Consider the following 26064-nt stretch of genomic DNA (forward strand, 5'->3'; position numbering starts at 1 on the left):
CATCGTCGTGCCGCAGCCTTCGGCCTTGTTCCGCGCAGGTGCTTCAATCAATGCCCGCCCCAGGCCGAAACCCGCCTCACACCGGCATCAGCACCCAGTAATCCAGATCGAGCAGCACATGCGGCAGATACTTGCCGTCCTCGCCCTTGAGCGTGAACGGCTCGCCGCCCTTGGTCGCCACCAGCCGCAGGCGCAGCGCGCCGACGCCCGGCGCATCCACCTCGGCGCGATCCAGCACCTCTGACCATGCGCGCACGGTGTCGCCCGCGAAACAGGGGTTAGCGTGAGACCCGGCATTGATCGCCCCAATCATCTGCGCATTGGCCAGTCCGTTGAACGACAGCGCCCGCGCCATCGAGATCACGTGCCCGCCATAGATCAACCGCTTTCCATCGGCGCGCGGCGTCGCGTCGAAATGCGTCTTCGAGGTGTTCTGCCACAGCCGCGTCGCCATCATGTGCTCGGCTTCCTCGATGGTCACGCCGTCGACATGGTCGATCTGCTCGCCGATCTCGTAATCGCCCACCCGGTGCGGCTCGCCGGCCAGCCCGAAATCGTAATGGCTGAAATCGAGCCCTGCGGGTATGACCAGATCGCTCGGGTCCACCACCGCCGCCGTCTGCGGCACCACCGCCTCGGGGGCGGGCGCATCCAGATCATGCTTGCGCACCATCACCCAGCGCACGAATTCCATCACCGGCAGATCATGCTGGTTGAACCCCGTGGTGCGCACATAGACCACCCCGGTCTTGCCGGATGAATTCTGCTTCAGCCCGATCACCTCGGATTCGCTGCGCAGCGTGTCGCCGGGATAGACCGGGCGCAGCCAGCGCGCCTCGGCATAACCCAGATTGGCCACGGCATTGAGCGAGATATCCGGCACCGACTTGCCGAACACGATGTGAAACGCGGCCATGTCGTCGATCGGGCTGTCGGGTAACCCGCTTGCGCGGGCAAACTCGTTCGAGGAATAGAGCGCATGCCGCGCCGGATAAAGCGCATGATAAAGCGCGCGTTCGCCCCCCGACACGCTGCGCGGCACCGCGTGGCGGATCACCTGCCCCACCTCGTAATCCTCGAAAAACCGCCCCGGATTGGTCTTCATCGTCACTGCTCTCCCAGCTTCATCCCGGGCGCATAGTCGCCCGCCTTCTCCTTCACCACGGCCTGCCCGCAGCGCATCACGCCATTGGCCCCGTCAAACGCATAGGTCGGATCGCCGTATAGCTCCCAGCCCGCGTTCAGCGCCGCCGTCACCTTGTGGCAAAACTCCGACGTGTCGTCGGCAGAGAGAAAACGATAAAGTTTCATAGGCTTACCCCGGGAACGGCCAGACACCCAGCCAGTTGTGGATGAGGGTGATGACAAGGAACATCACCACCGTGATGACAACGAGGATCACGTCCTTCTTGGCCTCACCCGGCTGCGGGCGGTCCCATTCCTCCGAGAGGTTGATCACCACCACTTCCAGCACCGCCCAGGCCAGCAGCCCGCCGAAAAGCACCAATGACGCCAGATCGCCATTGACCAGCAAATGCGCCACCGCCCAGATCTTGACGGCGGTCAACTGCGGATGCCGCATCGCGCCGCGCAGCCGCCCCTTGGTGGCGCTCATGCCGTAGACGAACACCGCCGCCAACATCATCAGGTTATTCAGATGCACCGTCCAGGCGGGCGGGAACCAGACATTGAAGACCTCCGCCTGCCGGTAGCCATAGATCATCAGCACCAGACCGGCCAGAATGCCCACCGCCGCCAGCCCCTTGCCAGCATTGCCCATCCGAGCGCGCAGATCGGGGGCCACCCGTTTGAAGAGATGCGCCGCGACCCAGAGGATCAGACCGAGGATGAGGTACGTCATTGGTTGCTACTCCGCTGCCATGTCTCGTATCGCCTGCGCGCGGGCAAGGATGCGCTGTGCCGCGACGACATGCAGATTCTCCACGATCTGCCCGTCGACCACCGCGATGCCCTGCCCCGAGGCCCGGCTTTCTTCATAGGCGGCTATCTGGCGTTCGGCTAGCTCTAACTCGGAATTGTTGGGGGCGAATGCGGTGTTGGCGATCTCGATTTGCGCGGGGTGAATCAGCGTCTTGCCGTCAAATCCCAGATCACGCCCCTGTTCGCATTCCGCCTTGAGCCCGTCGCCATCGCGGAACCGGTTGTAGACGCCATCCACCGCCACGATCCGCGCCGCGCGCGCCGCCATCACGATCCGTTGCAGCGCCGTCATCAGCGGCAGGCGGTCGGCCCGCACCCGACAGCCCAGATCCTTGGTCAGGTCATTGGTGCCCGCGACCAGCCCGGTCACCTGACGATGCGCGGCGATATCGCGCGCGTTGAACACGCAGGCGGGCGTTTCCATCATCGTCCAGACCGGCAGGTTGGCACCGATCACCTCGGAAAGGTTGTCGATATCCGAGGGGTTGTTGACCTTGGGCAGCAGGATCGCATCGGCGCCCGCATCGCGCAGCGCGCGGGCATCCTCCAGCCCCCATTCAGTGGTCAGCGCGTTGATCCGTACGATCTTGGCCCGCTTGCCATAGCCGCCCTGCCGCAGCGCCTCGACCAGCGTGGCGCGCGCCTCCGCCTTGGCATCGGGTGCGACGGCATCCTCCAGATCAAAGATGATCGCGTCGGTCGGCAACTCGCGCGCCTTTTCCAGCGCCCGCTCCTTGGAGCCGGGGATATAGAGCACCGAACGATAGGGATGCGCGTTGCTGTCCATGGGTCTGCCCTCTCTTGGATTCTGTTGCTTGTAATTTTCTTGCGCAGGAATGGCACTTTTCGGAGGAAACGTTCAAGCCTTTTCTCGCCGCGTCGCAGCATCCCGCACCTGTCCTCGGCATTGCCCGCCGCGTTAACCGCGTGTTCACCTTTCCTTGGCCACTCTCGTCCCCGGACGGCAGGGACCGATCGCAGAAAGGATGAGACGATGCTGAGACGACTGATCCCGGGCCTTGCCGTGCTTGCCCTGATCGCGGGCGGCGCGCAGGCGCAACCCGGCAACTGCGCCCCGCGCGAGGTTGTGGTCGACCGCCTCGCCACCGCTTACGGCGAAACGCGGCAGTCCATGGGCCTCGGTGCGCAGGGCGCGGTGATGGAGGTGTTCGCCTCGCAAACCTCCGGCAGTTGGACGATCACCGTGACTTTGCCCGACGGGCTGACCTGCCTCATCGCCAGCGGCCGGGTGTTCGAGGCGATGGCCGCCCCCCTGCCCAAACCCGGCAGCGACGCCTGAGCGCGTCACAGCCCATCGAAAATGAGCTTGGACCCGGTCACCGCCAGCAGCACATAGGTAATGCCGAAAAACGCCCGCTCCGGCACGATCCGGTGCGCGCGCACGCCGATCCACGCCCCGAGTAGCGCAAAGGGCGCCAGTGCCAGGTCGATCAGCAGGGTCTGCGCGGTGAACAGACCCAGCACCGCATAAGGCACCGCCTTGGCGATATTCAGCACGAAGAACAGGATCACCGTGGTCGCCTGATAGCGCGTCTTGTCGATCCCGCGCGACAGCAGGTAGACGGCGGCAGGCGGCCCGCCCGCATGGCTCACGAAACTGGTGAATCCCGCGACCATCCCCGCCAGCATCCCGGCCCATCCCGGCAAGGCCCGGCGCGCGCCGCGGATCACGCCGCTTCGCACCAGCACCTGCCAGAGCACGAACCCGATCGCGATCACCCCGATCAGCAGCCGCAACAGATCGGCATCCGCCACCCGGTAGAACACCACACCAAGCGCCACGCCCGGCAGCCCGCCGAGGATCAGGAACCAGGCCTCCTCGCGCCCCCATTGCCGCCAATAGGGCCGCAGGGTGGCCACGTCGATCAGCATCAAGAGCGGCAGCATTATCCCGAGGGCCATCCCCGGCTCCACGAAAAGCGCCAGAATCGCCGCCCCCGCAAACGCCGCGCCAGAGCCGAATCCACCCTTCGACACACCCGCGAACAGCGCTGCCAGCACCCCGATTGCAAACACGTCCCAGCCCATGGACCTCCCCTAAATCCAGCGATTTTCTGCAGTTTAGCGGCATGCGCGCGCATACAACAGCCCGGCCCCCGCATTTGCCGCAGTGCAGCACCCTTGCATGAAGCCAAAAATCCGACTACGCCCAAGCGCAACTTTTCAACCGATGGAGACTATCCAATGGCCAGACCCAAGATTGCGCTGATCGGCGCCGGACAGATCGGCGGCACCCTCGCCCATCTCGCCGCGCTCAAGGAACTGGGCGATATCGTGCTTTTCGACATCGCCGAAGGCACCCCCGAGGGCAAGGCGCTCGACATCGCGGAATCCGGCCCCTCCGAAGGATTCGACGCAGCCCTCAAGGGCACGCAATCCTACGAGGATATCGCGGGCGCGGATGTCTGTATCGTCACCGCCGGTGTCCCGCGCAAGCCGGGCATGAGCCGCGATGACCTTCTGGGCATCAACCTCAAGGTCATGAAATCGGTGGGCGAGGGCATCGCCGCCAACGCGCCTGACGCCTTTGTCATCTGCATCACCAACCCGCTCGACGCGATGGTCTGGGCCCTGCAGAAGTTCTCAGGCCTTCCCGCGAACAAGGTCTGTGGCATGGCCGGCGTGCTAGACTCTGCCCGCTTCCGCCACTTCCTCAGCGTCGAGTTCAACGTCTCGATGAAGGATGTCAGCGCCTTCGTTCTGGGCGGGCATGGCGATACGATGGTGCCCTGCGTGCGCTATTCTACCGTGGCGGGCATCCCGCTCCCGGACCTGATCAAGATGGGCTGGACCACGCAGGAGAAACTCGACGCGATCCTGCAACGCACCCGTGACGGCGGTGCCGAAATCGTCGGCCTGCTCAAGACCGGCTCGGCCTTCTACGCCCCCGCCACCTCGGCGATCGAGATGGCAGAGGCCTATCTCAAGGATCAGAAACGCGTCCTGCCCTGCGCCGCCTGGTGCGATGGCGAACTGGGCGTGAAGGGCATGTATGTCGGCGTGCCCACCGTGATCGGCGCGGGTGGCATCGAGCGCATCGTCAACATCTCGCTCAACAAGGACGAGCAGGAGATGTTCGACAAATCCGTCGACGCGGTCAAAGGCCTCGTCGCGGCCTGCAAGGAAATCGACGGCTCGCTCGCCTGATTGCGAACCGCATCGACTGGTTCGGGGCTGGACAATATCCAGCCCCGATTCTTTTCTGACAGATAAATTTTTATGCAATCACGTTTGTGATCACACGATTTGTCCGTGTGATCACAAATTGCCGAATTTCACCCAAATTGACCTGAAACCGCAAAAAACCGTTTAAGGCGGGTGCGATTCTATGTCTATACCTGTCCTGATCGCAGCAAAACGGGACAGTTTCATGAATATCCATGAGTATCAGGCGAAGGCATTGCTTCGCTCCTACGGCGCCCCGGTGTCGGATGGCCGCGTGGTTCTGCGCGCCGAAGAAGCCAAGACGGCCGCGGGCGCGCTCGACGGACCGCTCTGGGTGGTAAAGGCGCAGATCCACGCCGGCGGGCGCGGCAAGGGCAAGTTCAAGGAGTCCGGTGCCGGTGACGCAGGCGGTGTGCGCCTCGCGAAATCCGTGGAAGAGGCCGCCGATGAGGCCAAGCGCATGCTCGGCCGCACCCTCGTGACCAAGCAGACCGGCGCGCCCGGCAAGCAGGTCAACCGCATCTATATCGAGGACGGCTCGGGCATCGAGACCGAAATGTATCTCGCCCTGCTGGTCGACCGCGTGACCTCCCGCGTCAGCTTCGTCGCCTCCACCGAGGGCGGCATGGATATCGAGGAGGTCGCGGCCTCCACGCCTGAAAAGATCCTCAGCTTCTCGGTTGATCCCGCGACCGGCTATCAGCCGTTCCACGGTCGCCGCATCGCCTTCAACCTCGGCCTCACCGGTGCGCAGATCAAGCAATGCGTGGCGCTGATGGGCACGCTCTACAAGATGTTCATCGAAAAAGACATGGAGATGCTCGAGATCAACCCCCTGATCGTCACCGACAAGGGCGATCTGAAATGTCTCGACGCCAAGATGAGCTTTGACTCGAACGCGATGTATCGCCACTCGGACATCGCCGAGTTGCGCGACACCACCGAAGAGGACTCCAAGGAACTCGAAGCCTCGAAATACGACCTCAACTATATCGCGCTGGATGGCGAGATTGGCTGCATGGTCAACGGCGCGGGTCTCGCGATGGCCACCATGGACATCATCAAGCTCTACGGCGCAGAGCCCGCCAACTTCCTCGATGTGGGCGGCGGGGCGACCAAGGAAAAGGTCACCGAGGCGTTCAAGATCATCACCTCCGACCCGCAGGTCAAAGGCATCCTCGTCAACATCTTCGGCGGCATCATGCGCTGCGACGTGATCGCCGAGGGCGTGATCGCCGCGGTGAAAGAGGTCGGCCTCAAGGTGCCGCTGGTGGTGCGCCTCGAAGGCACCAATGTCGAGAAGGGCAAGGAGATCATTTCCACCTCCGGCCTCGACGTGATCGCCGCCGACGACCTCAAGGACGGCGCCGAAAAGATCGTGAAGGCTGTGAAAGGCTGATCCCGCAGGGTGGGTGCCAACCCACCTCTCCCGCGAATTCATTACAGGAGAACGCCAAAATGGCAGTCCTCGTAGACGAAAATACAAAAGTGATCTGTCAGGGCCTCACCGGCTCGCAGGGCACATTCCACTCTGAACAGGCCATCGCCTATGGCACCAAGATGGTCGGCGGCGTGACCCCCGGCAAGGGTGGGGCGACGCATCTCGACCTGCCCGTGTTCAACTCGGTGCACGAGGCGCGCCACGAGACCGGGGCCAACGCCTCGGTGATCTACGTGCCGCCGCCCTTCGCCGCCGACAGTATCCTCGAAGCGATCGACGCCGAGATGGAACTGATCGTCTGCATCACCGAAGGCATCCCGGTCCTCGACATGATGCGCGTCAAGCGCGCGCTGGAGGGCTCCACCTCCAAGCTGATCGGCCCGAACTGCCCCGGCATCATCACCCCCGATGCCTGCAAGATCGGCATCATGCCCGGCCATATCCACAAGCGCGGCTCCTGCGGCGTGGTCTCGCGCTCGGGCACGCTGACCTACGAGGCGGTCAAGCAGACCACCGATGTGGGCCTCGGGCAATCGACCTGCGTCGGCATCGGCGGCGACCCGATCAAGGGCACCGAGCATATCGACGTGCTGGAATGGTTCCTCGCCGATGACGAGACCGAGAGCATCATCATGATCGGCGAAATCGGCGGCTCGGCGGAAGAAGACGCCGCACAGTTCCTCGCCGACGAGAAAAAGCGCGGCCGCTGGAAACCCACCGCAGGCTTCATCGCCGGGCGCACCGCCCCCCCGGGCCGCCGCATGGGCCATGCCGGCGCCATCGTAGCAGGCGGCAAGGGCGGAGCCGACGACAAGATCGAGGCGATGAAAGCCGCCGGGATCGTCGTCGCCGACAGCCCCGCTGGCTTGGGCGAGGCCGTGCTCAAGGCGATCGGCTGATGCCAATCGGCCGGGCGGACCAGAACGCCGCTTGCAAGCGGCGCCCAAGCGGTTTCGAAACCGCTTGGGAAGGCTTTTGCAAAAGCCTTCCCCGCCCGGCCCCAACCCTTCAGACGAAGCAGCGCGACAGGGGCCCGGCACACGGGCCTCTTTCCCGAGGCTTCATCGCGACCGGTCGGGAGGACCACAAATGACGGACCAGAGTCCTAATGATCTTTTCCACGCTTCCAGCTTCATGCAGGGGCACAATGCCGAGTATCTCGAGCAGCTTTATGCCCGCTATGCCAGCGATCCGAACGCGGTGGACGACGCATGGCGCGGCTTTTTCGACGCGCTCGGCGATGGTGATGACGACGTGAAGGCCGAGGCCGCAGGCCCCTCCTGGGCGCGCGCCGACTGGCCGCCGATGCCCTCGGATGACCTCACCGCCGCGCTGACCGGCGAATGGCCCGCCGAGGCGGAGCTCAAGGACGCAGGCAAGAAGATCGCCGCCAAGGCCACCGAGAAAGGCGTCGAGGTCACCGACGAGGCGATCCAGCGCGCCGTGCTCGATAGCGTGCGCGCGCTGATGCTCATTCGCGCCTACCGCATCCGGGGCCACCTCATCGCAGAGCTTGACCCGCTCGGCCTGCGCGATCACGGCCACCGCCCGGAACTGGATCCGAAATCCTACGGCTTCACCGAGTCCGACATGGACCGGCCGATCTTCATCGACAACGTGCTCGGCCTTCAGGTCGCGAGCCTGCGCGAGATCCTCGCCATCGTCAAACGCACCTATTGCGGCACCTTCGCGCTGCAATACATGCACATCTCCGACCCCGAGCAATCGTCCTGGCTCAAGGAGCGGATCGAGGGCTATGACAAGGAAATCAGCTTTACCCGCAACGGGCGCAAGGCGATCCTCAACAAGCTCGTGGAGGCCGAGGGCTTCGAGAAATACCTGCATGTGAAATACATGGGCACCAAGCGTTTCGGTCTCGATGGCGGCGAGAGCCTCATTCCGGCGATGGAGCAGATCATCAAGCGCGGCGGCAATCTCGGCATCGAGGAAATCGTGATCGGCATGCCCCACCGGGGCCGCCTGTCGGTGCTGGCCAATGTGATGGGCAAGCCCTACCGTGCCATTTTCAACGAGTTTCAGGGCGGCAGCTTCAAGCCCGACGAGGTCGACGGCTCGGGCGACGTGAAATACCACCTTGGCGCCAGCCATGACCGCGAGTTTGACGGCAACAAGGTGCACCTGTCGCTCACCGCCAACCCCAGCCACCTCGAGGCCGTGAACCCCGTCGTTCTGGGCAAGGTCCGCGCCAAGCAGGATCAACTTGGCAACGCGGACCGCACCAAGGTCATGGGCATCCTGCTGCATGGCGACGCCGCCTTTGCCGGGCAGGGCGTCGTGGCCGAGGGCTTCGGCCTCTCGGGCCTCAAGGGGCACAAGACCGGCGGCACCATGCATATCGTGGTCAACAACCAGATCGGGTTCACCACCGCGCCGCATTTCAGCCGCTCCTCGCCCTATCCCACGGATATCGCGCTGATGGTCGAGGCGCCGATCTTCCACGTCAACGGCGACGACCCCGAGGCGGTGGTGCATGCCGCCAAGGTCGCCACCGAGTTCCGCCAGAAGTTCCACAAGGACGTGGTGATCGACATCATCTGCTACCGCCGCTTCGGCCATAACGAGGGGGATGAGCCGATGTTCACCAACCCCCTGATGTACAAGAAGATCAAGCAGCAGAAGACCACGCTCGCCCTCTATACCGAACGTCTGGTCAAGGACGGTCTCATCCCCGAGGGCGAGATCGAGGACATGAAGGCGGCGTTCCAGTCGCATCTCGCCGACGAGTTCGAGGCGGGCAAGGATTACCGCCCCAACAAGGCCGACTGGCTCGATGGCAAATGGTCCCATCTCGACCGCAAGGACGAGGATTACCAGCGCGGCGAAACCGCGGTCAAACCCGAAACCTTCAAGGAAATCGGCCGCGCCCTGACCACCGCGCCCGAGGGCTTTACCCTGCACAAGACCGTCTCGCGCCTGCTCGAAACCAAGGCCGAGATGTTCAAATCCGGCACCGGCTTCGATTGGGCCACCGCCGAGGCGATCGCCTTCGGCTCGCTGCTCACCGAGGGCTACCCGGTGCGCCTCTCGGGGCAGGACAGCACGCGCGGCACCTTCAGCCAGCGCCATTCCGGCCTGATCAATCAGGACAACGAAGACCGCTACTTCCCGCTCAACCACATCCGCGAGGGGCAGGCGCAATACGAGGTCATCGACTCGATGCTCTCGGAATACGCCGTGCTCGGGTTCGAGTATGGCTTCAGCCTCGCCGAGCCCAACGCCCTCACCCTGTGGGAGGCGCAGTTCGGCGATTTCGCCAACGGCGCGCAGATCATGTTCGATCAGTTCATCTCCTCGGGTGAATCGAAATGGCTGCGGATGTCCGGCCTCGTCTGCCTGCTGCCGCATGGGTACGAAGGGCAGGGGCCCGAACACTCCTCCGCCCGTCTCGAACGGTTCCTGACGATGTGCGGCGGCGACAACTGGATCGTGGCGAACTGCACCACGCCCGCGAACTACTTCCACATCCTGCGTCGCCAGTTGCACCGCACCTTCCGCAAGCCGCTCATCCTGATGACCCCGAAATCGCTGCTGCGGCACAAGATGGCGGTCTCCAGGACCGAGGAATTCACCACCGGCTCCTCCTTCCACCGGGTGCTCTGGGACGATGCGCAATATGGCAATTCCGACACCGAGCTTGCCCCCGACAAGAAGATCCGCCGCGTCGTCATGTGCTCCGGCAAGGTCTATTACGACCTGCTCGAGGAACGCGACAAGCGCGGCATCGACGATGTCTACCTGATGCGCGTCGAACAGTTCTACCCGTTCCCCGCCATGTCCCTGGTCAAGGAGCTGGAGCGCTTCAAGCAGGCCGAAATGGTCTGGTGCCAGGAAGAGCCCAAGAACCAGGGCGCGTGGTCCTTCATCGAGCCGAATATCGAATGGGTGCTCACGCGCATCAAGGCCAAGCACAAGCGGCCCCAATACGCGGGCCGCGCCGCCGCCGCCTCGCCCGCCACGGGCCTGGCCAAGCAGCACAAAGACCAACAAGAGGCGCTGGTGGATGCCGCGCTGACCATCGAAGGGAAATAAGTGATGAGCACCGAAGTTCGTGTCCCCACCCTTGGCGAATCCGTCTCCGAGGCGACCGTGGCCACATGGTTCAAGAAGCCCGGCGATCCCGTCGCCGCGGATGAGATGCTGTGCGAGCTGGAAACCGACAAGGTGACCGTCGAGGTGCCCAGCCCCGCCGCCGGCACCATGGGCGAGATCGTCGCCGCCGAGGGCGAGACCGTGGGCGTCGATGCGCTCCTCGCCACCATCACCGAGGGCGAAGCCAGCAAGTCGAAATCCGCCCCGGCGAAAGAGCCCAAGGACGACAAGGCCAAGACCGCACAGGCCGCCTCGGGCAGCAATGGCGACAAGGGCAACACCGACGTGATGGTCCCCACGCTTGGCGAATCCGTCTCCGAGGCCACCGTCTCGACCTGGTTCAAAAAGGTCGGCGACAGCGTGGCACAGGACGAGATGCTGTGTGAGCTCGAGACCGACAAGGTCTCGGTCGAGGTGCCCGCCCCCGCCGCAGGCACGCTTTGCGAAATCCTCGCGCAAGAGGGCGACACGGTGCAGGCCGGTGGCAAGCTTGCCATCCTCTCCGGCTCCGCCGATGGCACGATCGAGCCGCAAAAACGCCCCGAGCCCGCCGATGAGGCCGGTGACGACAAACCCGCCGCCTCCGGCAAGGATGTCGAAGATGCCCCTTCGGCGAAAAAGGCGATGGCCGAAAAGGGCGTCAGCCGCGATCAGGTGCAGGGCTCGGGCCGCGATGGCCGCGTGATGAAGGACGATGTGGCCAAGGCTGCCGCCGCCGCCACGCAGGCCCCCGCCGCGTCCTCGACCCCGGCACAGGCGCCGCGCGCGGCCAGCCCGGCCGAGGATGCCGAGCGCGAGGAACGGGTCAAGATGACCCGCCTGCGCCAGACCATCGCCCGCCGTCTCAAGGACAGCCAGAACACCGCCGCCATGCTCACCACCTATAACGAGGTGGACATGACCGAGGTGATGGCCCTGCGCAACGAGTACAAGGACGAGTTCAACAAGAAACACGGCGTGAAACTCGGCTTCATGTCCTTCTTCACCAAGGCCTGCTGCCACGCCCTGAAAGAAGTGCCCGAGGTCAATGCCGAGATCGACGGCACCGATATCGTCTACAAGAACTTCGTGCATATCGGCATCGCGGCGGGCACCCCCACCGGCCTCGTCGTGCCGGTGATCCGCGACGCCGACCAGATGGGCTTTGCCGCCATCGAAAAGGCCATCGCCGAGAAAGGCGCCCGCGCCCGCGACGGCAAGCTCTCGATGGCCGAAATGCAGGGCGGCACGTTCACCATCTCCAACGGCGGCGTCTACGGCTCGCTGATGTCCTCACCGATCCTCAACCCGCCGCAGTCGGGCATCCTCGGCATGCACAAGATCCAGCAGCGGCCCATGGTCGTCAATGGCGAGATCAAGGCGCGGCCGATGATGTACCTCGCCCTCAGCTACGACCACCGCATCGTCGACGGCAAGGGCGCGGTGACCTTCCTCGTCCGCGTCAAAGAGGCGCTCGAAGACCCCCGGCGGTTGCTGATGGATCTGTAACAGGTGGGGCGAAACCCCACCCTACCGCTTGGCCGTAGGGTGGGTTTCAAACCCACCACCACACCCACCGGAGGGAAACTCCATGACCGCCCGCGCCAAGCCACCCGAAGGAATTGACGAAAACCCGCACCTAGACGCGGAGTTCTTCGCCCGCGCCCGCCCCGTCGCCCCCGGCGAAGCCGCCCACCTGCGCGCCGTGCTGCAACGGATCGTTGAGGAACATGAGGAGGGCCGCTCCGTGGATGATGCGATTGCGCAGGCGCGAGAAACACTTGAAGTGATGAAATGACCACCCAACTCCTCCTCCGCTACGACAGCTTCGATCAGAAAACCCACGACGCCCGCGCCGAGGACCGCGCCAATGCCGGGCTCACCCAGCTTCAGATGTGGCGCGAGGGCACGGGCGCGCATTGGGTTCTTTTAGATGTGAACGACTCCGAGCGCGCAAAGGCCTGGGTCGAAAAGGAATCCGGTCTCGGTCACGGCCCCTCCGCCCATCATTTGTTGGAGACAACATGACCCCCGAACTCCTCACCCTCACCCTCGCCGCGCTCCTGCAGGTCGTCCAATACCTGCTCTACGCGGTCCCGGCCAATCTCGAACTTGGCCCCGGCTACACCATGTCCGCCCGCGACCGCGAACCGTCGAAACAGATGTCCGACGGCACCGCCCGTCTGGGCCGGGCGCTGAGCAATCATTTCGAAGGGCTGATCCTCTTCACCATCGCCTGCGTCACCGTCACGCTCGGCGACAAGTCCAACATCTTCACCGCCGCCTGCGCCTGGACCTACCTCGCCGCCCGCGTCGCCTATATCCCGGCCTATTATTTCGGCCTGCGCCCATGGCGCTCGCTGATCTGGGCCGTGGGCTTCCTCGCCACCTTGCTCATGCTCTTGGCGGCGCTCGTCTGATGCTTCATCTTGCCAAAAATATTCCGGGGGAGTCGCGCCGCGCGCGACGGGGGCAGCGCCCCCAAACCCCGCCGACGCAATACCGACAGAATACCGACGCGGGTACCGACGCGCAAAATGAAAGGACTCTGACCCATGGCATCCTATGACGTGATCATCATCGGCTCCGGCCCCGGCGGCTATGTCTGCGCCATCCGCTGCGCCCAGCTGGGCCTGAAAACCGCCGTGGTCGAGGGCCGCGAAACCTTGGGCGGCACCTGCCTCAACGTCGGCTGCATCCCCTCCAAGGCACTGCTGCACGCCAGCCACATGCTGCATGAGGCCGAGCATAATTTCGCCAAGATGGGCCTCAAGGGCAAGTCGCCTTCGGTCGACTGGAAACAGATGCTCGCCTATAAGCATGACGTCATTGGCCAGAACACCAAGGGCATTGAATTTCTGTTCAAGAAGAACAAGATAGACTGGCTCAAGGGCTGGGGCTCGATCCCCGAGGCGGGCCGCGTCAAGGTCGGTGACGACACCCATGAGGCCAAGAGTATCATCATCGCCTCGGGCTCTGAATCCAGCAGCCTGCCGGGTGTCGAGATCGACGAAAAGGTGGTCGTCACCTCCACTGGCGCGCTGGAACTGCCCAAGGTGCCCAAGACCATGGTGGTGATCGGCGCAGGCGTCATCGGGCTCGAGATGGGCTCGGTCTATGCCCGGCTCGGCTCGGAGGTGACAGTGGTCGAATATCTCGACGCGATCACCCCCGGCATGGATGGCGAAGTGCAAAAGAACTTCCAGAAAATCCTGAAAAAACAGGGGATTAAATTCGTCATGGGCGCCGCCGTGCAATCCGTCGACGCGCTCAAGACCAAGGCCAAGGTCAATTACAAACTGCGCAAGGACGACACCGAACATCAGCTTGACGCCGATGTGGTCCTCGTCGCCACGGGCCGCAAACCCTATGTCGATGGCCTCGGCCTCGACAGCCTAGGTGTCGAGATGACAAAGCGCGGCCAGATCAAGACCGACGACCACTGGCAGACCTCCGTCAAGGGCGTCTACGCCATCGGCGACGCCATCGAAGGGCCCATGCTCGCCCACAAGGCCGAGGACGAAGGCATGGCCGTCGCCTGCGTTCTGGCCGGTCAGCATGGCCATGTGAATTACAACGTCATCCCCGGCGTGATCTACACCCATCCCGAGGTCGCGAATGTCGGCGAGACCGAAGAAAGCCTGAAAGATCAAGGACGTGCCTACAAGGTCGGCAAGTTCTCCTTCATGGGCAACGGCCGCGCCAAGGCGAATTTCGCGGGCGAGGGGTTCGTCAAGATCCTTGCCGACAAGGAGACCGACCGCATCTTGGGCGCGCATATCATCGGGCCGATGGCGGGCGATTTGATCCACGAGATCTGCGTCGCGATGGAGTTCGGTGCGAGCGCCGAGGATCTCGCCCTCACCTGCCACGCGCACCCTACCTATTCCGAGGCCGTGCGCGAGGCCGCCCTCGCCTGCGGCGACGGCCCGATCCACAGCTGAGGGATGTCGCTTGCCCCGTCCGTCAGGGCGGGGCGACCACTAAAGCCGGATCACCGAAATCAAGCGCCCGTAATCGGCCTCGCCCGCGTGGGTGGCGCGGCGGTAGGAATAGAACCGCGCGGGGTCGGCATAGGTGCAATGCCGCGTCCATTCCGCCTCGCCCACGCCCGCGCGGCGCAGGCAATGCAGGCCGAAACCGGGCAGATCGAACTGATAGCGCCCGTTTTCTCCTGAGGCGAAAAACCGGCTATAGGCGGGGTCTTCGGCCATGAAATCCTCAAGGAATTCCGGGCCCACCTCGTAGGCCCCCTGGCTGATCGAGGGGCCGATCACGGCGGTGATCCGGTTGCACGCGGCACCCAGCCCCTCCATCGCCGCGACCGTCGCCTCCAGCACCCCGTCGAGCGCGCCGCGCCAGCCCGCATGCGCGGCACCGATCACCCCGGCCCGCGTATCGGCGAATAGAACCGGTTGACAATCCGCCGTCAGCACGCCAAGCGCCACGCCGGGGGTGGCCGTCACCATCGCGTCGGCGCGGGGTCGCTCGGCCAACGGGCCATCGACCGTCACCACATCCGCCGAATGCACCTGATGCACCGTCGCGAGCTGCGCAGGCTGCACCGACATCGCCTTAGCCACGCGGGCGCGGTTGATCGTCACGATCTCGGATTGATCCGATGATCCCGGCCCGCAATTGAGCCCTGCGAACACACCCGAGGATGCCCCGCCCCGCCGGGTAAAGAACCCGTGGCGCAAAGGCGCGAGGCTGTCCGAGGTCAGGATTTCAAGCGTCATGGGTCAAATCCGGGCGGGGGTGGCAGGGCCTTTGGATGCAGGGCGAGCACCTTGAAGAGCCTCCCCATTTCCTCGGGGCCGGTCAAGCGTTGAAATGCCGCCAGGTGGCTGTCGCGCGCGGTGCCGCTCAGATTGCGCGCCAGCGCCTCCTTGCGCGGCTCGATGCCCAGACGAAAGAGCAGCGTGCCCTGCGGGATGAGACGGGCATGCGCGCAGGGGATAGCCTCGGCCAGCGCCTCGAAATCCACATGCGCGGTCAGGTCGGCCTCGCCGGGTGCGGCCAGCGGGTCGACCGGCGCATGATCCTGCACCGCCTGAAACGTATCGCCCAGCGAGCGCCAGTCGCCATAATCGACGATCAGTGCAGCACCGCCGCGCGCCTCAATCCGGCTGCCGATCTCTTGGGCGATGGCGCGGCCCGGGGCGCAGGTTTCGACGATGTCGCCGTCTTGGGTGTCCGCCAGCCGATGCGCCAGGTCGGGCGGCGTTATCGGCCCGCCGAGGCCGAAGGTCAGCGCGCCCTCGCGCAGCCCCACGACCCGCTCGTGCCAGGCTGCGCCCTGCCGCTGGAATTGCCGGATCGGCAGGGCATCGAAAAACTCGTTCGCCACCAGAAAGAGCGGCAGGTTGGGCAAGTCCTCGACCCTGTCGTGCCATGCCACGCTCTCATGGTGAATGCTCTCTGCCTGTTTCTCGCGCAGGGTGGGGGAGGTCTCTAGCAGATGCACCTGCGCGCCTGCGTGGAACCCCGGAACGCCCTTGGTGGCGCGCAGGATATCGGCCATCAGCGTGCCACGTCCCGGCCCGAGTTCAGCCAAGGCAAAGGGCGCGGGCCGCCCCTGATCGAGCCATGTCTGCGCCAGGCACAGCCCCAGTAATTCACCGAACATCTGGCTGATCTCCGGCGCGGTGGTGAAATCGCCCGCCGCCCCCAACGGATCGCGCGTGGCGTAATAGCCCATCTCGGGATGCATAAGGCAGGTCGCCATGTAATCGGCCAACGTGATCGGCCCGGTGGCGGTGATCCGCGCGGTGATATGACGCCCGAGCGCCGTCACGAAGGGCGGGTCCTGCGCGCCCAGAGGATCATGCCGATGCCGAAGGCGATCATCGGCAGCGACAGGATTTGCCCCATGGTCAGGCCATAGCCGGCCACATGCCACGCCAGACCCAGCGGATTGCCTTCGCTGACGAATTGCGCGTCGGGTTGGCGCACGAATTCCACCAGGAACCGCGCCGCACCATAGCCTGCAAAGAACAGGCCGGTCAGCGTGCCGGGGGTTTTCAGCGCGCCGCGCCGCCAGCCCAGCCATAGCAACACCGCCCCGAGGATCAGCCCTTCGAGCGCCGCCTCGTAAAGCTGCGAGGGGTGGCGCGCGCAGAGGCCTAGTATGTCAGGGCAATCCTGTGCCGCGGCACTTGGAAAGACCACGCTCCAAGGCAGGTCGGTGGGCCGCCCCCAAAGCTCTGCGTTGATGAAATTGGCGATTCGTCCCAACAATAGCCCCACCGGCGTCACCATGCAGAGCACATCCGCCACCGACAGCCAGCGAATGCCGCGCCGCGCCGAGAACACCACCACCGCCAGCACGACCCCCATCAGCCCGCCGTGAAACGCCATGCCGCCCTGCCAGACAGCGAGGATCTCACCCGGATTGGCGAGGTAGTAGGAGGGCTGGTAAAACAGTACATACCCCAGCCTGCCACCCAGGATCACACCGAGGATCACCCATGTCAGCAGATCCTCGACCGCGCGTGCATCCATCGGCGCGGTGTTATCGGGCCAGAGCGCTGGTCGCCGAACGCTGGCCACCACAATGCGCCAGCCAATGACGATCCCGACGATATAGGCCAGCGCATACCAGCGCAGCGCGAACTCCATGCCGAAGAGCGAGATCGAGAAGATCTCCGGCGCGATATCGGGGAAGGGGATCACGGCCTGCATGGGTGTCTCTGTGCCTTTGTGCTGCGGGGAAAGTCAACCTTGTGATCGACCGCCCTCGGGCCATATATGGGGATGAGATGTAACGCCGGAGGCACATGCCATGCAGACCCGAAACAAGATGCTCGACGATATCAGCCAGTTGATGACCAATGCCATGGGCGTGGCCCAAGGGGCCAAGGACGAGGCCGAGACAGCGATGAAGTCGATGATCGACCGCTGGCTCGCCGATCGCGATTTCGTCACCCGTGAGGAATTCGATGCTGTTCGCGCCATGGCGCAAAAGGCCCGTGAGGAAAACGAGGCGCTCAAGGCCCGGATCGACGCACTGGAACAGGGCAAGTCCTTAGCCGATTGCGGCCTGCCGGGCGACGGATCATGGCCCGGATGACATGAAAAAAAGGGCAGAGACATCGCTGTCTCCGCCCGTGCTGTTTAGGATGGCGTCAGGCGTTCAGAAATTCATGCCGTAACGCACCTGCGCGGCGTAATCCGGAAGATCCGAGCCGATACCGCCGATCTGAAAGCCCATGCTCAGGTCGCTGTTCGCAGTCACTCGAACGCCGCCGCCGAATTCCACGCGCCCGCTCAGGCCTTCGGGGTCGAAACCGCCCCCAGCGAGCGCCTGCGGCGCGCTGCTGTCAACGTAGTTGGCATGCAGACCGATGTAGTTCACTCCGTTCTGTGTGGTCCGGGTCCAGCGTGCGCCGACCGAGTATTCGCTGAAATCGACCGTTGTCGAGCCTGCCCCGGCAAGCGTTCCGGATTTGCCGGTGATATCCTCTTCACCGTAGCGGGCAGAGGCCATCGGGGTCAGCGTGATCGAATTGCTCATCTCGAGATCGCGCGCGACCGACAGGCCGATGGCCCAGACATCGCTGTTTGCCGTGCCCTTGCCGCCGATGCTGATCTGGTCATAGTCGGCTTCGCCGTACATCAGCGACGCCTCTGCCGACCATGCCCCGCGGCGATAGCCGAGATAGGGCTGAACGTAGAAGAAATCGCCCTCGGTTTCGATGTTTGTGCTGCGCTCTTCCAGGTCGTTGTATCCGGCAGAAAGGCCCGCGACGAAATTGTCGTCGAGCGCGACGTCGGCACCGACCTGAAGGCCCGTGCTCAGGAATTGGCGCGGGCTATTGCTGCCCTTGTGGTCCGCACGAAAGCCCGAGAATTCGCCCCACACATAAAGGCTGCCCATCAGTTGGCCGTTTTGCGACGATACGACCGGCGCGCCTTCGACATTTCCGCCAAAGCCGAGCGGCGATTGCAGGTCACGTGTGGCAAAACTGTTCTGCGCGCCGCTACGCGTGTTGCCAAAGCTCTGGCGGGTGGTCAGACGCGCGAGCGTGCCCGCCGTCGCTTCCAACTCGTCGAGCAGCGACCCTGTAAACCCGAGAATCGCCCCGTTGATCTCCAGCGTATAAGTGCCGAAAGAGCCATTGCTGAAGCCGCTGACCACGACGACATATTGCCCGGGCGTGAAGGGCCCGTCATTGGCCGCGTTGATCAACGACAAAAGACCCGCCCCGCCATCATCGTCGCCCGCGACAAGGTTCGTCAGCTGCGCATTGGGGGCAAAGCTGGTCTGGTAGAGGTGCAGATAAGTGTCGAAACCGGCTACTGTCGTCTCTGCTGAGAATGACAGCGGCTGCGTGATCGTCACGTTCACGGTCTGAAACGGTGTCGCGTTGCCAGAGCCCGACAAGCCCGGCCCGGCACCTATCGGTCTGTTCCACGTGGGCGCGCCCGTCGTGTCACCGTTGATATGGAACTTTGCGCCAAAGCGGCAGAACCGGCAACCAGTGCAAGTGCCGTCGTGGTCGCGAAGAAAAATCTTTTCATTTTGGTAAGCCCTGATCCTGCTCTGAATATCTCGTCCAGCCTGTTGCGCGCGGGGCAGGGTTCTCTGCACAGGCCGCGATCGCTCCGGTGGTACCACCCCAACTCTTCACTTTTTAACACAATTACATGTGTGTGACATGCTAGCGAGGGGCTCACAACTGGAGCTTTCCATATCTCAAGATCTGTCTCCAACGCGCAACACAGGCCCGGGCGCGATGTGCTTATTGCGCGCGTCGAACCCCCGCCATGACGCAGAGCAGTTCGAACATGATCGACGCTCCGAGAAACGCGGTGTTGCCGGAGGCATCGAAGGGCGGCGAGACCTCGACCAGATCGGCGCCGACGATTCTGACCCCCTCCAGCCCACGCACCACCTGCAGGGCCTGATAGCTGTTCGGCCCGCCGACCTCCGGCGTGCCGGTGCCGGGGGCAAAGGTCGGATCGACAAAGTCGATGTCGTAGCTGACATAGGTGTCGCCCTCGCCCGCAATCTCGCGCGCCTCGGCCATCACGTCCTCGGGGCCGCGGGCGTGGAATTCCTCGATCAGGATCAGGCGGATGCCCTCGGCGGCGGCGAAATCGCGATCCTCGGTGTCATACATGGTCCCGCGCAGCCCGATCATCACCACGCGCTTGGGGTCGAGCAGCCCTTCTTCGACCGCGCGCCGGAACGGGGTGCCGTGGGTATACATCGTGCCGCCGAAATACGAATGATAGAGGTCGGTATGGCTGTCGAAGTGGATCATGCCGACGGGCGCACGCCGCGCCAGTGACCGCAGCACCGGCAGCGTTGTCAGGTGATCGCCCCCCGCCGTCAGCGGCATGATGCCCGCGGCGGTCACTCCGTCGTAAAACTCGGTGATCCGCGCCATGCTGTCGATGATATCCGCCGGGTTCGGCCCCACATCCCCCAGATCGGCGCAATTCACCGCCTCGAACGGGCGCATGCCAGAGGTCGGGTGCTGCGCGCGGATCATGGTCGAGGCATCGCGCAACTGCCGCGGCCCGTGGCGCGGGCCGGGCCGGTTGGTGGTCCCGCTATCCCACGGCACCCCGATGAGGCCGATCTGCACGTCGCTATAACGCTCATGCCCCTTGGGCACGTAAGGCAGGCGCATGAAGGTCGGCACCCCGGCAAAGCGCGGCATCTCGAAGCCCGAAACGGGATGGAAGAAGGGATCGGAGGTCATGTCAGTCCTTTCAGTCGTTTGCGGGCGGTCACCGGGCCGTCGCCCTGCGCCGCGATCCGGGAAATGGCAGCCTGCACCGGCTCATAGGTCACCGCCATGTGGTGCACATTGGCATGGATCAGCGTTTCCGGGTCTGCGACCCAGGCCACATGCCCGCGCCAGAACAGCAGATCGCCGCGTCTCAGGGCGGCACCCTCGGGCAGCGCTTCGCCCAGGGCACTCTCCTGATCGCCGCTATCGCCGGGGCAGGGCAGGCCACAGGCGACGCACCCCGCCTGCACCAGTCCCGAACAGTCGATGCCAAAAGCGGAATTACCGCCCCAAAGATAGGGAGTGCCGATCAAGATTTCGGCAACGCCTACGGGATCGGTCTCGCGTTGGTCCAGAGGAATCAGATGCGCGCGTGGGACATAGCCTTGCGGGGTTTCCGCGAAACGGCCCTGTTCCGAGAGCACATCAAGCCGCGCGCCGTGGCTGAGGCTGACCCGCTCGGGGCTTTTGAAATCGGGGGCGCTGTAGGCATGCGTCGCGCGCGCGCTGACCCGGTGAGTGACGGTGCCGGTGGTCAGCGCCGCCTCGGGGATATAGCCGGGATAGCCGTCGCGCAGCGCGGCAACTTCGGCCCATGCGCCCTTGATCCCCACAAGCTGCACTGCTTCACCCATCAGCAACTGCCGGTCGCGCGCACCCTCCGGGGCGCGCCGCAGATCGACCAGCGGCCAGTCGATGAGACGCGTGGCAGTCACAGATCGAGCACCTCGGGCAGGGCGTCCAGAAGCGCGCGCGCGCCCATGCCGACGCCGCCCTTGGGCCGCGCCGGGGCGGCGGTGGGGCACCAGCCATAGATGTCGAAATGGCTGTAATTGAACCCGCCCGCAAAGCGGCGCAGGAAAAGCGCGGCGGTGATCGAGCCTGCAAACCCACCCGAGGGCGCGTTGTCGAGATCGGCGATGCCGGGCTCGATCATCGCCTCGTAGGGTGTGTGAAAGGGCAGCCGCCAGACCGGATCGTCAACGTGGTCGGCGGCACGTTCCAGCGCCGTCGCAAAGCCCGCATCATCGGTGTAATAGGGCGCGAGATCCGGCCCGAGCGCCACCCGCGCGGCCCCGGTAAGGGTGGCCATGGAGATCATCAGATCGGGTTTGTCTTCCGCCCCGTAGGCCAATGCATCGGCCAGCACCAACCGCCCCTCGGCATCGGTGTTGTTGACCTCCACGGTCATCCCGTTGCGCGCGGTCAGGATGTCACCGGGGCGAAACGCATTGCCCGCAACCGCGTTTTCCACCGCCGGGATCAGCACCCGCAGCCGCAGCGGCAGATCGAGCGCCATGATCATATGCGCCAGCCCCAGAACCGTCGCCGCGCCGCCCATGTCCTTCTTCATCAGCCCCATGGACGACCCGGGCTTCAGGTTGAGCCCGCCCGTGTCGAAACAGACGCCCTTGCCGACAAGGGTCAGGTTCGGTCCGCTCTCGCCCCATGTCATCTCGATCAGGCGCGGGGCCTGCGTGGCGGCGCGCCCGACGGTGTGGATCAAGGGAAAGTTCTGCTCCAGCAGGTCCGCGCCGCGCGTGCAACTGAGCCGCGCGCCCTGTTGATCGGCGATGGCGATGCAGGCGGCCTCCAGCGCATGGGGGCCAAGATCGTTGGCCGGGGTATTGATCAGGTCGCGGGTCAGCGCCTCGCCCGCCGCGATCACCTCCAGCCGCGCGGCATCGACGCCGTCGGGTGCCACCAGCCGCGCCTTGGCCGGGCTCTGCTCGCGGTAGCGTTCATAGGCATAATGCGACAGCAGCCAGCCAAGCGCCTCGGTCTCTGCCGCCTCTTGGGGCAAACCTTCCAGCCGGTAGGTGCCCTCGGGCAGGGCCGATGCCACACCCGCCATATGAAACCGCGCCCGGGCGCGCGATGTGGCGCTGCCATAGCCCGCAAGCGCCAAGGCAATGCCGCCTGCCGCGTCCGGCACGGCCAGCGCGCGACCAAGCGCGCCGGTGAAGCCCATGGCCCGCACCCAGGCCGCGATCTGCGCGGGCTGCGCGTCGAGCCAGTCCGCGAGCGCGCCCTCTTCCAGCACGTGCAGCGGGATTGCGGGCGTGTCGGGGGCGGCGAATGTCAGGCTCATTTGGGCGGACCTCTTGCAACGGATGATGCCTGCCAGCCTAGCCGCGATTGCGCCGCCTGCAACCCGTCAAATCGCACTGCTCAAAAGGGCGTGTCCTGCGCCTCCCATATCTCGCAGAGCGAGCGTTCGCCGATCCGCAAAAGCCGTGCGAAGGTGGCGGAGAGCCCGTTGTGATCGCCCGCGTCGATGCAGCCCGCCACATCCCCCGCCACCCGTGCCAGAAGGGCCATGCCGATCTGATCGGCGATCGCGATAAGGCTGCGGCTGCTCTTGCGCATTTCACTGAACCGCCCCTCGCGATAGAACCGCTCGGCATGACCCAGCCGCGCGGCCAGTTCCTCGAGCGCGCGGCAGACCACGTCCTCGGCGCTGGTCTCGCCCAGTTCCAGGTAAAGCGCCTTTAGCCGGTCGGCATCGAGCCGCACGCATTCGTGCTGTTGCAGCACCGTCAGTTGATCCACTTTCTTCACCTTCTCACCCGCTTGTCGTGTTCCAGCCCCCACGGCTGCGCAGAGAATGGCACTGCCAAGGTTCCCAAATGGTTGCCGTGCTTGCGGATTATGGCTCGAATTCGAGGTGAATACCTATTATCCAGCCGTGAGCCGCCCCTAGCGCCGGAGAGATCATGGACTACGCCCGCCCCCTGCCCACCTATCTGGTGCACCGCTTCCACGGCTGGAAGGCCACCAGCTATACCGAGAATCAGGCCTGGTACCGTCACCTTGCCCAACAGGGCCAGCATCCGCGCGCGATGGTGATTTCGTGCTGTGACAGCCGCGTTCATGTCACCTCGATCTTCGGCGCGGATCAGGGCGAGTTCTTCATTCACCGCAACATCGCCAATCTTGTGCCGCCCTACGTGACCGACGGCGCGCAGCACGGCACCTCGGCGGCGGTGGAATTCGCGGTGACCGCGCTCAAAGTGGCGCATCTGATCGTGATCGGCCATTCGGCCTGCGGCGGCGTCAAGGGCTGCCAGCAGATGTGCGCGGGCCATGCGCCGGAACTGGAGGAACAGACCAGTTTCGTGGGCCGCTGGCTCGATATCCTGCGGCCCGGCTACGAGCGGGTCAAGGACATGAGCGACGAGGCGGCACAGCTCAAGGCTCTGGAAAAACAGGCGGTGATGGTGTCGCTGGAAAACCTGATGAGCTTTCCCTTCGTCGAGGCGGCGGTGGCCTCGGGCGAGTTGACGCTGCACGGGCTCTGGCACGAAATCGGCAGCGGATCGCTGGAACAATATAGCGCCAGCCAGGGCGAGTTCGTGCCGCTGTGATGAAAATCCCCGGTGCTGCCCTGCGGCAGACCGGGGATTTTGAGTATTTTCGCCAAAAAGAAGCCCCGCGCGCCCGGTTGGAGCACGCGGGGTTTTTTCTTTATGCGGCCTGTGACTGCTGGCCGAACCGGGCATAGAAGCCCTGGTTCTTGTCGGCCATCTCACGCAGCAGCGCAGGCGTGGCAAAGCGCGGCCCGAATTTCTCGGTCAGTTGGTCGCAGCGCTCGGCGGCATAGGGCGTGCCGATGATGTCGAGCCAGGCGAACGGCCCGCCGGACCAGGGCGCAAAGCCCCAGGCCAGGATCGCGCCCACATCCCCCTCGCGGATATCCTCCAGCACGCCTTCTTCCAGCGCGCGCACCGCTTCCAGCACTTGTGCGAACATCAACCGATGCTGCACCTCGTGCAGGTCGGGCTGCTCCTCGGCGCGGGGGTATTTCTGCGCGAGGCCGTTCCAATACCCCAGACGCTTGCCCTTGTCGTCGTAATCGAAGAACCCGGCACCCGCCTTGCGACCAAGCCGGCCCTCGCCTTCAATCCAAAAGATCACCTCGTCGACAGCCGCGTCGGGATAGTCGTCGCCCATGGCCGATTTGGTCGCGCGGGCGATCTTGGCCCCCAGATCAATCGAGGTTTCATCGACCAGTTGCAGCGGCCCGACCGGGAAGCCCAACTGCCGCGCCGCGTTGTCGATGAGCGCAGGCGCCACGCCCTCGGCCACCATCCGGATACCCTCGTTGATATAGGGGATGATGCAGCGGTTGCAGTAGAAGAACCGCGCGTCATTGACCACGATGGGCGTCTTGCGGATTTGCCGCACGTAATCGAGCGCCTTGGCCACGGCGCGCGGGCCGGTTTTCGCCCCCTTGATGATCTCGACCAGCATCATCTTCTCGACCGGCGAGAAGAAGTGGATGCCGATGAAATTCTCAGGGCTGTCGGACGCCTTGGCCAGTTCCGTGATCGGCAGGGTCGAGGTGTTGGTGGCGAAGATGCAATCCTTGTCCACGACCTTGAGCACGTTCTTGGTCACTTCGGCCTTGACGGCAGGGTCTTCGAATACCGCTTCGATGATCAGATCACAGCCCTTGAGAGCGTCATAATCCGTGGTGGCGGTGATCAGATCGAGCGCGGCCTGCTTTTTCTCTTCGGTCGCCTTGCCACGCTTGATGCCCTTGTCCATGTAATCGGCGGTATAGGCCTTGCCCTTGTCGGCGGCCTCTTGTTTCTGGTCGATCAGCACAACCTGCATGCCCGCCATGGCTGACACGAGCGTAATGCCCGCACCCATCATGCCCGCGCCCATGACGCCGACCTTTTTCACCTTCTGATCCGGCACATCGGGACGGTTGGCGCCTTTCTCCAGCGCCTCCTTGTTGATGAAGAGCGAGCGGATCATGGCGCTTGAGGAGGGGTTCATCAGCACATTGGTAAACCAGCGCGCCTCGATCTTCAGCGCTGTGTCAAACGGCACCATTGCGCCCTCATAGACGGCGGACAGTAGCGCCTTGGCCGCCGGAAACGCGCCTTGGGTCTTGCCGTTGACCATGGCCGAGGCCCCGACGAAGGTCATGAAGCCCGCCGGATGGTACGGTGCGCCGCCGGGCATCTTGTAGCCCTTTTCATCCCACGGCTTGACGATGGTGGGGCTGGACAGCACCCATTCGCGCGCCTTTTCGATCAATTGATCGGCGGGCACGACCTCGTCCACGACCCCGGCGGATTTGGCCTTTTTCGGGTCGTTCAGCTTGCCTTCGAGCAAGAGCGGCGAGGCCGACATCGCGCCCAGCTTGCGGACCAGCCGCGTGGTGCCGCCCGCGCCGGGGAAGATGCCGACCATGATCTCGGGCAGGCCGATCTTGGCCTTCGAGTTGTCGGCAGCAAAGATGCGGTGGCATGCGAGCGGGATTTCCAACCCGATGCCAAGCGCCGTGCCGGGCAGGGCGGCGGCGATCGGCTTGCCGCCCTTGTTCTTGTCGTCCATGCCCGCGCGTTCGATCTTGCGCAGGATGGCGTGCATGCCCATCACGCCCTCGAAAAGACCCTTGGCAGGCTCATCGCCCGCGTCGTCGCGCATCTTGGCTATGATGTTGAGATCCATGCCCCCGGCGAAAGATCCGTCCTTACCGGAGGTCAGGATCACGCCCTTGACGGCCTCATCGGCGAGCGCGTCGTCGATCAGCGCCTCGAGGTTGAGAAAGCCCTGTTGGTTCATCACGTTCATGGATTTGCCGGGCACGTCCCAGGTGATGATCGCGACGCCATCGGCGCCTTTTTCCATCGTGAAATCGGTCAT

General features: G+C 64.3%; 26 protein-coding genes. 12 read left to right on the forward strand and 14 right to left on the reverse strand.

What is annotated here, in order from left to right:
* Positions 1-76 precede the first annotated feature (76 nt).
* From BMX04_RS06075 to BMX04_RS06090, 4 genes are read right to left on the reverse strand one after another with little or no spacing between them, the layout of a single operon-like run.
* Entirely contained in the window at positions 77-1105 is a 1029-nt protein-coding gene (locus tag BMX04_RS06075; protein WP_074785454.1) for a MaoC family dehydratase, read from the reverse strand.
* Positions 1106-1107: 2 nt separating this feature from the next.
* Positions 1108-1311, reverse strand: a complete 204-nt coding sequence (locus BMX04_RS06080) for a DUF1737 domain-containing protein (RefSeq protein WP_050663148.1) — start codon at positions 1309-1311, stop codon at positions 1108-1110.
* Between the two features lie 4 nt (positions 1312-1315).
* A complete protein-coding gene (locus tag BMX04_RS06085) occupies positions 1316-1861 on the reverse strand; it encodes an NnrU family protein (protein WP_050663149.1) in 546 nt (181 codons plus the stop codon).
* 6 nt (positions 1862-1867) lie between these two features.
* Entirely contained in the window at positions 1868-2728 is an 861-nt protein-coding gene (locus BMX04_RS06090) for an HpcH/HpaI aldolase/citrate lyase family protein (RefSeq protein ID WP_050663150.1), read from the reverse strand.
* A 207-nt stretch (positions 2729-2935) separates the two neighbouring features.
* On the opposite strand from BMX04_RS06090, the gene BMX04_RS06095 reads away from it, so the two are divergent.
* A complete protein-coding gene (locus BMX04_RS06095; protein ID WP_074785455.1) occupies positions 2936-3241 on the forward strand; it encodes a hypothetical protein in 306 nt (101 codons plus the stop codon).
* 5 nt (positions 3242-3246) lie between these two features.
* On the opposite strand, the gene BMX04_RS06100 is transcribed toward BMX04_RS06095, so the two are convergent.
* Positions 3247-3990 (reverse strand): sulfite exporter TauE/SafE family protein, encoded by a 744-nt coding sequence (locus BMX04_RS06100; protein WP_074785456.1) that lies wholly within the window; start codon positions 3988-3990, stop codon positions 3247-3249.
* A gap of 156 nt (positions 3991-4146) precedes the next feature.
* Here BMX04_RS06100 and mdh point away from each other — a divergent pair, with 156 nt between their 5' ends.
* The 9 genes from mdh (at position 4147) to lpdA (ending at position 14601) form a co-directional block, all read left to right on the forward strand.
* Complete coding sequence (mdh, locus tag BMX04_RS06105; RefSeq protein WP_074785457.1) at positions 4147-5109, forward strand: malate dehydrogenase; 963 nt, start codon at positions 4147-4149, stop codon at positions 5107-5109.
* Positions 5110-5332: 223 nt separating this feature from the next.
* Positions 5333-6526 carry an ADP-forming succinate--CoA ligase subunit beta gene (gene sucC, locus BMX04_RS06110; protein ID WP_074785458.1) on the forward strand — a complete coding sequence of 398 codons (1194 nt, stop codon included), beginning with the start codon at positions 5333-5335 and terminating at the stop codon, positions 6524-6526.
* A gap of 59 nt (positions 6527-6585) precedes the next feature.
* On the forward strand, positions 6586-7467 hold the full coding sequence (sucD, locus tag BMX04_RS06115; protein ID WP_050663157.1) for a succinate--CoA ligase subunit alpha: 882 nt from the start codon (positions 6586-6588) through the stop codon (positions 7465-7467).
* 190 nt (positions 7468-7657) lie between these two features.
* The gene (locus BMX04_RS06120) at positions 7658-10618 is read left to right on the forward strand and encodes a 2-oxoglutarate dehydrogenase E1 component (protein ID WP_074785459.1); all 2961 of its coding nucleotides are present in this window, start codon (positions 7658-7660) and stop codon (positions 10616-10618) included.
* 3 nt (positions 10619-10621) lie between these two features.
* Positions 10622-12166 (forward strand): 2-oxoglutarate dehydrogenase complex dihydrolipoyllysine-residue succinyltransferase, encoded by a 1545-nt coding sequence (gene odhB / locus BMX04_RS06125; RefSeq protein WP_074785460.1) that lies wholly within the window; start codon positions 10622-10624, stop codon positions 12164-12166.
* A gap of 82 nt (positions 12167-12248) precedes the next feature.
* Positions 12249-12455 (forward strand): hypothetical protein, encoded by a 207-nt coding sequence (locus BMX04_RS06130; protein WP_074785461.1) that lies wholly within the window; start codon positions 12249-12251, stop codon positions 12453-12455.
* Positions 12452-12685 (forward strand): hypothetical protein, encoded by a 234-nt coding sequence (locus BMX04_RS06135; RefSeq protein WP_050663161.1) that lies wholly within the window; start codon positions 12452-12454, stop codon positions 12683-12685. Before BMX04_RS06130 ends, BMX04_RS06135 begins: the two co-directional genes overlap by 4 nt.
* Positions 12682-13077, forward strand: a complete 396-nt coding sequence (locus BMX04_RS06140; RefSeq protein WP_074785462.1) for an MAPEG family protein — start codon at positions 12682-12684, stop codon at positions 13075-13077. The genes BMX04_RS06135 and BMX04_RS06140 overlap by 4 nt, the downstream gene beginning before the upstream one ends.
* Positions 13078-13212: 135 nt before the next feature.
* On the forward strand, positions 13213-14601 hold the full coding sequence (lpdA, locus tag BMX04_RS06145; protein ID WP_074785463.1) for a dihydrolipoyl dehydrogenase: 1389 nt from the start codon (positions 13213-13215) through the stop codon (positions 14599-14601).
* 39 nt (positions 14602-14640) lie between these two features.
* Here lpdA and pgeF read toward each other — a convergent pair whose 3' ends face one another.
* From pgeF to lgt, 3 genes are read right to left on the reverse strand one after another with little or no spacing between them, the layout of a single operon-like run.
* The gene (gene pgeF / locus BMX04_RS06150; RefSeq protein WP_074785464.1) at positions 14641-15396 is read right to left on the reverse strand and encodes a peptidoglycan editing factor PgeF; all 756 of its coding nucleotides are present in this window, start codon (positions 15394-15396) and stop codon (positions 14641-14643) included.
* Complete coding sequence (locus BMX04_RS06155) at positions 15393-16454, reverse strand: class I SAM-dependent methyltransferase (protein ID WP_074785465.1); 1062 nt, start codon at positions 16452-16454, stop codon at positions 15393-15395. The genes pgeF and BMX04_RS06155 overlap by 4 nt, the downstream gene beginning before the upstream one ends.
* Entirely contained in the window at positions 16451-17341 is an 891-nt protein-coding gene (gene lgt / locus BMX04_RS06160) for a prolipoprotein diacylglyceryl transferase (protein WP_074785466.1), read from the reverse strand. Before lgt ends, BMX04_RS06155 begins: the two co-directional genes overlap by 4 nt.
* Before the next feature lie 100 nt (positions 17342-17441).
* Between lgt and BMX04_RS06165 the strand changes: the two genes are divergently transcribed.
* A complete protein-coding gene (locus BMX04_RS06165; RefSeq protein ID WP_074785467.1) occupies positions 17442-17729 on the forward strand; it encodes an accessory factor UbiK family protein in 288 nt (95 codons plus the stop codon).
* A 63-nt stretch (positions 17730-17792) separates the two neighbouring features.
* Here BMX04_RS06165 and BMX04_RS06170 read toward each other — a convergent pair whose 3' ends face one another.
* The 5 genes from BMX04_RS06170 to BMX04_RS06190 form a co-directional block, all read right to left on the reverse strand.
* Positions 17793-19007 (reverse strand): autotransporter outer membrane beta-barrel domain-containing protein, encoded by a 1215-nt coding sequence (locus BMX04_RS06170; RefSeq protein ID WP_139194509.1) that lies wholly within the window; start codon positions 19005-19007, stop codon positions 17793-17795.
* 394 nt (positions 19008-19401) lie between these two features.
* Positions 19402-20370: an agmatinase gene (speB, locus tag BMX04_RS06175; RefSeq protein WP_074785469.1), complete on the reverse strand. Its 969-nt coding sequence runs from the start codon at positions 20368-20370 to the stop codon at positions 19402-19404.
* Positions 20367-21116 (reverse strand): C40 family peptidase, encoded by a 750-nt coding sequence (locus tag BMX04_RS06180; protein ID WP_074785470.1) that lies wholly within the window; start codon positions 21114-21116, stop codon positions 20367-20369. Before BMX04_RS06180 ends, speB begins: the two co-directional genes overlap by 4 nt.
* Positions 21113-22492, reverse strand: coding sequence for a leucyl aminopeptidase family protein (locus BMX04_RS06185; protein ID WP_074785471.1), 1380 nt, complete (start codon positions 22490-22492; stop codon positions 21113-21115). The genes BMX04_RS06180 and BMX04_RS06185 overlap by 4 nt, the downstream gene beginning before the upstream one ends.
* An 80-nt stretch (positions 22493-22572) precedes the next feature.
* On the reverse strand, positions 22573-22953 hold the full coding sequence (locus tag BMX04_RS06190; RefSeq protein ID WP_074785472.1) for a hypothetical protein: 381 nt from the start codon (positions 22951-22953) through the stop codon (positions 22573-22575).
* Between the two features lie 164 nt (positions 22954-23117).
* On the opposite strand from BMX04_RS06190, the gene BMX04_RS06195 reads away from it, so the two are divergent.
* The gene (locus BMX04_RS06195; protein WP_074785473.1) at positions 23118-23768 is read left to right on the forward strand and encodes a carbonic anhydrase; all 651 of its coding nucleotides are present in this window, start codon (positions 23118-23120) and stop codon (positions 23766-23768) included.
* A 100-nt stretch (positions 23769-23868) separates the two neighbouring features.
* Here BMX04_RS06195 and BMX04_RS06200 read toward each other — a convergent pair whose 3' ends face one another.
* A complete protein-coding gene (locus tag BMX04_RS06200; protein WP_074785474.1) occupies positions 23869-26064 on the reverse strand; it encodes a 3-hydroxyacyl-CoA dehydrogenase NAD-binding domain-containing protein in 2196 nt (731 codons plus the stop codon).

Source organism: Roseovarius tolerans, assembly GCF_900109855.1.
GTDB classification, from domain to species: Bacteria; Pseudomonadota; Alphaproteobacteria; order Rhodobacterales; family Rhodobacteraceae; genus Roseovarius; species Roseovarius tolerans.

Bases quoted from the DNA above. Each gene is read 5' to 3' on its own strand.
- BMX04_RS06130 (WP_074785461.1), top strand. From the start codon at position 12,249: ATGACCGCCCGCGCCAAGCCACCCGAAGGAATTGACGAAAACCCGCAC.
- BMX04_RS06085 (WP_050663149.1), bottom strand. From the start codon at position 1,861: ATGACGTACCTCATCCTCGGTCTGATCCTCTGGGTCGCGGCGCATCTC.
- odhB (WP_074785460.1), top strand. From the start codon at position 10,622: ATGAGCACCGAAGTTCGTGTCCCCACCCTTGGCGAATCCGTCTCCGAG.
- lgt (WP_074785466.1), bottom strand. From the start codon at position 17,341: ATGCAGGCCGTGATCCCCTTCCCCGATATCGCGCCGGAGATCTTCTCG.
- mdh (WP_074785457.1), top strand. From the start codon at position 4,147: ATGGCCAGACCCAAGATTGCGCTGATCGGCGCCGGACAGATCGGCGGC.
- lpdA (WP_074785463.1), top strand. From the start codon at position 13,213: ATGGCATCCTATGACGTGATCATCATCGGCTCCGGCCCCGGCGGCTAT.
- BMX04_RS06140 (WP_074785462.1), top strand. From the start codon at position 12,682: ATGACCCCCGAACTCCTCACCCTCACCCTCGCCGCGCTCCTGCAGGTC.
- BMX04_RS06090 (WP_050663150.1), bottom strand. From the start codon at position 2,728: ATGGACAGCAACGCGCATCCCTATCGTTCGGTGCTCTATATCCCCGGC.
- pgeF (WP_074785464.1), bottom strand. From the start codon at position 15,396: ATGACGCTTGAAATCCTGACCTCGGACAGCCTCGCGCCTTTGCGCCAC.
- speB (WP_074785469.1), bottom strand. From the start codon at position 20,370: ATGACCTCCGATCCCTTCTTCCATCCCGTTTCGGGCTTCGAGATGCCG.
- BMX04_RS06120 (WP_074785459.1), top strand. From the start codon at position 7,658: ATGACGGACCAGAGTCCTAATGATCTTTTCCACGCTTCCAGCTTCATG.
- BMX04_RS06095 (WP_074785455.1), top strand. From the start codon at position 2,936: ATGCTGAGACGACTGATCCCGGGCCTTGCCGTGCTTGCCCTGATCGCG.
- BMX04_RS06200 (WP_074785474.1), bottom strand. From the start codon at position 26,064: ATGACCGATTTCACGATGGAAAAAGGCGCCGATGGCGTCGCGATCATC.
- BMX04_RS06075 (WP_074785454.1), bottom strand. From the start codon at position 1,105: ATGAAGACCAATCCGGGGCGGTTTTTCGAGGATTACGAGGTGGGGCAG.
- BMX04_RS06100 (WP_074785456.1), bottom strand. From the start codon at position 3,990: ATGGGCTGGGACGTGTTTGCAATCGGGGTGCTGGCAGCGCTGTTCGCG.
- sucD (WP_050663157.1), top strand. From the start codon at position 6,586: ATGGCAGTCCTCGTAGACGAAAATACAAAAGTGATCTGTCAGGGCCTC.
- BMX04_RS06080 (WP_050663148.1), bottom strand. From the start codon at position 1,311: ATGAAACTTTATCGTTTTCTCTCTGCCGACGACACGTCGGAGTTTTGC.
- BMX04_RS06165 (WP_074785467.1), top strand. From the start codon at position 17,442: ATGCAGACCCGAAACAAGATGCTCGACGATATCAGCCAGTTGATGACC.
- BMX04_RS06195 (WP_074785473.1), top strand. From the start codon at position 23,118: ATGGACTACGCCCGCCCCCTGCCCACCTATCTGGTGCACCGCTTCCAC.
- sucC (WP_074785458.1), top strand. From the start codon at position 5,333: ATGAATATCCATGAGTATCAGGCGAAGGCATTGCTTCGCTCCTACGGC.
- BMX04_RS06185 (WP_074785471.1), bottom strand. From the start codon at position 22,492: ATGAGCCTGACATTCGCCGCCCCCGACACGCCCGCAATCCCGCTGCAC.
- BMX04_RS06135 (WP_050663161.1), top strand. From the start codon at position 12,452: ATGACCACCCAACTCCTCCTCCGCTACGACAGCTTCGATCAGAAAACC.